Raw genomic sequence first — 6,763 nt, forward strand, 5'->3', positions numbered from 1 at the left:
ATGTGCGCCCACTGCGTTGTTCACAACCACTCCATCCACTCACTTCGGTGTGCGACGCGACGTGTCGCACACCTGACCATCGATAGTACAAAAGGACTCTTTACTGGTCTGTAGAAGTCGGGTATCGACGCGTGGTGCGGCTTGTCGCCCAGACGGACGAACCTGCGAAGACGGATAGCCGGTGCGGATTCGATGTGCAACGCTGGGAACTCGGACAGTTTTCCCAAAAACACCATTCCACACTCACTTTGAGTCGTGACCGCGTCAGCCAGAAGCACCGTCCCGGCGGATCGCCCAAAGGATCACCCCAGAAGGATGCCGTATGTCGTCGTGGCGGTGAGTCTCGCCGTGATCGTCATCGCCCTGGTCGCGGGACTGCTGATCTGGAACGCGAAAATGGAACCCGGTGAAAGCCTGGTCGATGCGTTCAGCGGCGGCGGTTCGCCGGATGAGGTGTCCGCATGCTCGAGTGCGCCGTCCACCGATATCTCGGCCATCTCAACCACACTGTCCGGTCTGCAGGTCACGTTGTCGGCAACCGGCACATGCGATTCCGGTGATGTCCTAGCAAATTCGGACACCAGGATCACCGTATCCGGACCAGGTGGCGTGGTCGCCGCCGGATCATTCGACTTCTCATCGAATCCGGTTGGTCTACCATCGAATTCGTCGGGACGGCAGTTGATGCTCACATTCCCGCCGGGGAGCTACTTCGGGACACCGGCCGCCGATTCTGCGAATAGCTACTCGCTGTCGGTGACCAGGGAAGGTGTCGAGGGCGCGGCGACTGTTCCCGCATCATCGGAGCCTTACTCGGCGACGGTGTCCTCACCCTGGACTCCCGACGGGACGTCCGCGGAAGCATTGGTCAATGCGAATCTACGCACGCGGGCCGATACTGATCGGAAGTCCATTCTCGCCTCCTACGACGGCGCATGGGTCGCCCAGTTGAGTTCCAAACGTCCGGGACTCTATGCAGAGGGCCGCACCTGGGACAATGCGTCGATTCTGGAAGAGTTCGTCTCCCTCGATCAGCGGTTCGATGGCGCGTGGTTACTGTGGAGCGACGAGTGGCCCGTCTTCAGCACGCCGAGCCTATGGGTGACGGTGACTCGGCAGACGTTCACCGGTCCGGCGGCATCGCTGGATTGGTGCCGGCAACAAGGATTCGACCGCGATCATTGCGTCGCCAAAATGATCAGCAGTACCCGGTCGCCGGAAGGCACCACCGCCTACCTCCGATAATCAACCCTCCCGCAAAGGTTCACTATGACATCAGCGCTTCAGCCGTCACTGCTTCAAGGCGAAACCATCTATCACCAAACACAATTCACGCCGAGCGCTGTGACTCCGCACCTCAAGACGACCGTCACGGTGACCGATCGCAGGGTGATCGTGCACCGGCCGCAGACCATTTTCGGATTCATCGAACGCGGCTATCTACTGGAAGAGACTCCCCTGCGGCACGTCACCGAGGTGACGTCCGGTAACACCACCTCCACACGTCATATCACCTACGGTTCGGCTGCCGTTTTTGTCGGATTCATGGCGCTGATGATGAGCATGGGTAGTCCGATCGGAGGTGCATCCGTGCTCTTCACGCTGATCTGCCTCGGCGTCGGCGCAGTCTTTTTCCTGACCGCACACCGCAACGCGCTCGTCATCCGAAACACCGGCAGCGGAACACTTTCCGCCTACGGCTCCAAAACCGAGACCCCGGCGATAGCCCACACCGCCGTCAAACTCGGCGAACTGATCTTTTCCTAAAGGATCTCCTGAAATTCCGAAGCTCCGTCTTTGTCGCGCTCACCGTGAGCGCGACAAAGACGGAGTTTCAGTCGTCGTGACGACCATGGCGACCGATGTCCATGTCCATGCCCATAGCGCCGCCGCCTCCTGCGCCGCCACCTCCACCACGACCGCCGTCCTGTCCGCCCGATCGGCCCTGCCGCGCACCCGATGACGGCGGCCGCGCGGGACCCTGCCGCCGGATCTCCAGATCACCGGGTACCGGGTCGAGATCCAGTGCGCGCCTTATGAAGTCACGCAGCGAGGTGACGAGTTCGGCGGTGTATACCGGGCGACCCGCCACCAGGTCGCGGGCGGCCTGTTCGGCCAGGCGCACCTGCTCCTCGGTGCCGAGCAGGAACACATCCGACAGCGCCGCCTCCACCGCATCCCGGGTCCGGCGCGCCCGGTCCGAACCCTCACCCGACAGCATGTCCGCACCGGTATCGTCGGACTCGGATTCGCCGACGGCCTTCATGTCGCGCTTATGTCGCGGGTCGACGGCCAGGTCACCGGTGAACGATCCGCCGAGCACCTTGTACGCCGCGATAAGCGTCTTGAGCCGCTCATTGATCTGCCGGTTCATCCGTTGCTGCCGCTGCTGCACGGTGAACATGACCAGCAACCGCACCCCGACGCCGACCACCATCACCATGGTCAACGTCAGCAGCGACGCCAACACCCCGTTCCATGAACTGAAGTCGATTCCCCGCACAGGTACCCTCCTGATCGACGGTCCGCAACACAATCACAACGACGGCCCCACCGTCCACATTCCCGACGCCATGCCGGTCCTCGTTCTACACGGCCGCGCCGGCGAAGCTACGGAAATCCGAATACCACTTCCCGTAGACCTAGATTTTCGTTTCGCGTTCGGTGGTGGCGCAGATCGTGGCCCAAATGGCGAGGGCGGCGGTAGTGAGGCCGGCGCCGATGGCGCAGACAAGGAGCCAGCCGCCGGCGTCGTAGGCGAGAGAGGCGATGATCGAGCCGGCGACGCCGCCGAAGAAGAACGTCACCATGTAGGCGGTGGTGAGGCGGCTGCGTTCGTCGGGATGCAATCCGTAGATGCGGTTCTGGTTGGTGATATGCGCGGCCTGCACACCGAAGTCGAACAGCAGGATGCCGACGATGAACGCGGGCAGATGGTGCATACCCAAAGCCAGCAGGCCCCAGCCGACCAGAACGATCGACCAGGTCAGCGTCGTGGACAGGCGGGCGTGTCCGGCGTCGACGAGTCGTCCGGTCACCGGTGCCCCGGCCGCACCCGCGACACCGGCCAGACCGAACAGGCCGATGACGCCGTCGGAATAGCCGTATTCCTCGGCCAGCAGGAACGTCGACGACGTCCACATCAGGGCGAAACCGCACATCGCCAGGAATCCGAGCGCCATCCGGCCGCGGAGTACCGGTTCGCGGCCGATGATGGTGAAGATCGACCGCAGCAGCCGCGGATAGGTCAGCGACGCCGTCGGCGCGATCGGCGGCAGTATCCGAACCAGCAGCAGCGCCAGCACGGCCAGTGCCACGGCGGCGGCTACGTATACCAGACGCCAGCCACCGAATTCTGCGATCGCACCACTGACGGTGCGCGCCAACAGGATTCCGAACAGCAGACCACCCATCACGGTGCCGGTGACCCGGCCCCGCTCACTCTCGGCGGCCAGACCGACGGCCATCGGTACCACCACCATCGCGGTGGCCGAGGTGATGCCGCCCAGCACCAGGAGTACACACAGCGTCACGAAGTTCGGCGACGCGGCCGCACCCGCAGCTGCCGCGACCGCCACGGTCATCATCGCGACGATCAACCGTTTGCGGTCCAGAACGTCGCCGAGCGGAACCAGGAACATCAGGCCGAGCGTGTACCCGATCTGGGAGGCGGTCACCAGGAACGCCGCCGTCGACGACGACACGTGTAGATGGTCGGCGATCGTCACCAGCAGCGGCTGTGCGTAATACAGGCCGGCCACCGACGTCCCGCACGTCACCGCCAGCAGCAGGGTGACGGCTCGGGTGAGCGTGAACAGCTGGTGTTTGCCGGATTCGGTCATGCTCGTCCTGCCTCGCGTCGTGTCACAGGTGTGCAACAACGACCGGTACCGGGTGGTTATTCCCGGGAGAGCGGCTCCTTACCTGGTGAACTGGGCGTCGACCCAGGCCAGGGTCTGCGCACCGATCAGATCGGTACTCCAGTGGTACAGGTTGGTGATCATCTCGACCCAGCTGCAGTTGGTGGGCGCGTACGTGACCCGGGTGCCGCCGCGCCGGTACTTGGCCGCGAGATTGCGGGCGTCCTTGGCAGGCACGATCGACATGACCGAATCATCCTTGGCGCACGAGGTAATGAGCACCTTCGGTTTCGGTGCCCGCTTGCCAAGCACATTGTCGCGGTAGGCGCGCTGGAACGACGGAATATCGGCCGGATTCTTGTTGCCCTTGAACAACGTTTGCAGCGGCACGAACGGCATCGTGAAATAGGCGGGGGTCTGGCATTGGGTGCGATACCAGTCGGCGATCTTCTTTCCCGTCGGATTCAGGTGGGCGTCGATGTTCATGTCCGGGTACTTCGGTTCGAGACCGAGCAGGTTGGCGAACGCGAAACCCGATCCGACCGATCCGTTGGCGATGCGCATGAAGTTGCGCTGATCGATCACCATGCCTTCGAGCACAGCCGCTTTCACCTTCAGCTCGGGCGCGTACACGTCCTGATCCTCGGCGGCGCGGGCAGCTCCCACACCACCGCCGGCGATACCGAACAGCACCACCTCGGCGTCCTTGCGTGGTGCTTCCTTCGGCAGTTGCTGGGCGGCACGCACGGCGTCGAGCTGGGCGTGACCGGCGTACGTTCCGGCGAACACACCGTGCGGCGATTTATCACCGTTGTTGCCGACATCGGAAATGGTGACGGTGTAGCCCTTGTCGAACATGATCGCCAGCGGTCCGAGCGCCGACCACGACGCACCATCCATCGGATTCTGACCGGTCCACTGCCCCGACGGATGGCAATTGCCGCCGACGGAATCATTGGCTTCCTGATAGCTGACGACCTTGCGGTCGACGCCGCGCCGACCCTGCGGCACCATCACGATGCCGGTGCTGATCTCCGGGGTCTTGGCGTCCAAACCTGTTGTGACATACATGATCTTGTAAGCATTCAGATTGGCCGGTTTGACGCCGGAATACATGACGTCGACCTTCTTGGATTTGAGCAACTGGCCGGGCTTTTCGCTGCCGGTCAGTTTCGGTTCTTTGTAGAACGGGTCGTCGGCGGTGAGGGCGTGGAAAATCTCCTGGGTGGTACCCATCTTGGCGCCCGAGAAGGCGCCGACCACGAATCCGTTGAAGATCTCCGGCAGCGACGGTGTCTTATGGGTAGGTGCCGCACCCGCGGCACCCGAGCCCGCACCGAGCAGGACGAGAGTCGTCGCCGTGATGGCGGAAACCAGACGGAAGATGTTGTGCTGCTTCACTTCACGACCTCCACGCGAATCTGCTTCGCCATCGAGTACAGGATCTGCGGGATGTTCATGATCGGCCGGTGCGACTCGAACTGCTGCTCGTACGGCATCAGCAGCGTGGCACGCAGCTGCGGCCACCGGTGATTGACCATGAATTTGTATTTCGGCAGCAGCTGTCCGCTGATGTACTTCCAACGTTCCGGATACACCGACCAATCCCAATCCGGCAGTGGCGTGGTGAGTTTGAGCCGCTTGCCGTCGGGCGTCGAGGAGTACAGAACCACCGGATCCATCGACCGCGGCGGTTTGACCCCGGCCACCGACGGCGAACCCGCCACCGTCGACAGATAGGTGACGGCCGCGCCGACCTTGCCGCGATAGTTACGGACCTGATCCCACTGCTCCTTGATCACCTCACCCTGTTCGCGGCGCAGGAGCCGGGCGTTCCCCGCGGCGATCCGGTCGGGATCCTTCGACGCGATACCCTCCCACGCCCGGTAGATCTCGTCGTCGAAGAGTCCGGAATCGCGCATTTCAGCGATCGCGGGCAGACCCTTGTCGACGTAGGCGGCGTGCATCGGCATCAGGTCGGAGAAGATGTTCTTCTGCATCACCATGATCATGCCGAGGATGTAGTGCAGGTCGTTGCCGTTGATCTTGGCGCCGCCGTCGGCGATCGCGAGCAGCCCGTCGGGCAGCGCGTTGCGCAGGGCTGGACCACCGGCATCGGTGACGGCCTTGACGACGGCGTTGGCGGCCAGCCCGATCTCCTTAACGTCGAACGGCATGCTGAACAGCTCGAAGTCGACGAGACCGCCACCGAAGTCGGCGCCCACCTGGCCACCCATGCCCGCCCACTGCAGCTCGCGGTGGGAGAGCTGGAAGTTCTCGTAGTAGCGGTACGACTTGATCAGCACGCTGCGGTTGGCCATCGCGCCGGTGCGCGGATTCCACGACCTGAGGTCGATACCGGCCTCGGAGGTGGCCGTGGCCAGCCAGTACTGCGCCAGCAGCGCCCGGTACGACGTCGGCGCCACCCCGGCCTTGCGGGCCTGCCCGAGCAGCTTGCCGAGCGTCGGCACGTCGGTCTGCAGATCGGGGTGCAAACCGCCCGTGCCGTGCGCGGCGTCGCGGTTGACCAGCGGCAGGTTCAGGTACCGGTCGTACTCGGCGGCCCGCGCCGGGGCCGGCAGCAGCGCCGACGCCGCGACCAGCATCGTCGATAACACCAGCAGCACGGTGCGGCTGATTCTCGTCATGCGATCTCCTGAGAATGTGGTTTGAATCACCCAAACGTCTCATGTGAACCGGATGAAATCAAAGCAACGCACTCTGCCCGTGATGGCAAGGATCGAACGAATTGCACTTAGGTAAGGCTAACTAATATGGTCACGATATGACGCTGCCCCAGGGTCTCACCATGTCATCAGGCCGAATGATCGTCATCGGGATCTTTGCGCTCGCGGCCACGCTGCGAGTGGTGATACCGGCCGCAGACGGAACCCTCACCCAGG

The 6,763-nt window shown here is 63.2% G+C and carries 6 protein-coding genes; 2 read left to right on the forward strand and 4 right to left on the reverse strand.

Annotated features, from left to right (window positions below; all coding sequences use genetic code 11):
- The first annotated feature begins 315 nt into the window (after positions 1-315).
- Together KDB67_RS15130 and KDB67_RS15135 are read left to right on the forward strand one after the other, a co-directional pair.
- Positions 316-1,245 (forward strand): hypothetical protein, encoded by a 930-nt coding sequence (locus KDB67_RS15130; protein WP_291017201.1) that lies wholly within the window; start codon positions 316-318, stop codon positions 1,243-1,245.
- A 24-nt stretch (positions 1,246-1,269) separates the two neighbouring features.
- A complete protein-coding gene (locus KDB67_RS15135; protein ID WP_291017204.1) occupies positions 1,270-1,767 on the forward strand; it encodes a hypothetical protein in 498 nt (165 codons plus the stop codon).
- A gap of 67 nt (positions 1,768-1,834) precedes the next feature.
- Here the strand turns inward: KDB67_RS15135 and KDB67_RS15140 are convergent, their stop codons facing one another.
- The 4 genes from KDB67_RS15140 to KDB67_RS15155 all read right to left on the reverse strand — a co-directional run bounded on the left by KDB67_RS15140 (position 1,835) and on the right by KDB67_RS15155 (position 6,508).
- On the reverse strand, positions 1,835-2,503 hold the full coding sequence (locus tag KDB67_RS15140; RefSeq protein WP_291017207.1) for a hypothetical protein: 669 nt from the start codon (positions 2,501-2,503) through the stop codon (positions 1,835-1,837).
- 139 nt (positions 2,504-2,642) lie between these two features.
- Positions 2,643-3,842, reverse strand: a complete 1,200-nt coding sequence (locus KDB67_RS15145; RefSeq protein WP_291017210.1) for an MFS transporter — start codon at positions 3,840-3,842, stop codon at positions 2,643-2,645.
- A gap of 78 nt (positions 3,843-3,920) precedes the next feature.
- On the reverse strand, positions 3,921-5,261 hold the full coding sequence (locus tag KDB67_RS15150) for a lipase family protein (RefSeq protein ID WP_291017213.1): 1,341 nt from the start codon (positions 5,259-5,261) through the stop codon (positions 3,921-3,923).
- Positions 5,258-6,508 carry a hypothetical protein gene (locus KDB67_RS15155; protein WP_291017217.1) on the reverse strand — a complete coding sequence of 417 codons (1,251 nt, stop codon included), beginning with the start codon at positions 6,506-6,508 and terminating at the stop codon, positions 5,258-5,260. The genes KDB67_RS15150 and KDB67_RS15155 overlap by 4 nt, the downstream gene beginning before the upstream one ends.
- Positions 6,509-6,763 lie beyond the last annotated feature (255 nt).

This window comes from Gordonia sp. (in: high G+C Gram-positive bacteria) (assembly GCF_020438995.1).
Classification (GTDB): domain Bacteria; phylum Actinomycetota; class Actinomycetes; order Mycobacteriales; family Mycobacteriaceae; genus Gordonia.

Excerpts from the sequence above, each read along its gene's own strand:
- KDB67_RS15145 (WP_291017210.1), bottom strand. The coding sequence starts at position 3,842 with ATGACCGAATCCGGCAAACACCAGCTGTTCACGCTCACCCGAGCCGTC.
- KDB67_RS15135 (WP_291017204.1), top strand. The coding sequence starts at position 1,270 with ATGACATCAGCGCTTCAGCCGTCACTGCTTCAAGGCGAAACCATCTAT.
- KDB67_RS15155 (WP_291017217.1), bottom strand. The coding sequence starts at position 6,508 with ATGACGAGAATCAGCCGCACCGTGCTGCTGGTGTTATCGACGATGCTG.
- KDB67_RS15130 (WP_291017201.1), top strand. The coding sequence starts at position 316 with ATGCCGTATGTCGTCGTGGCGGTGAGTCTCGCCGTGATCGTCATCGCC.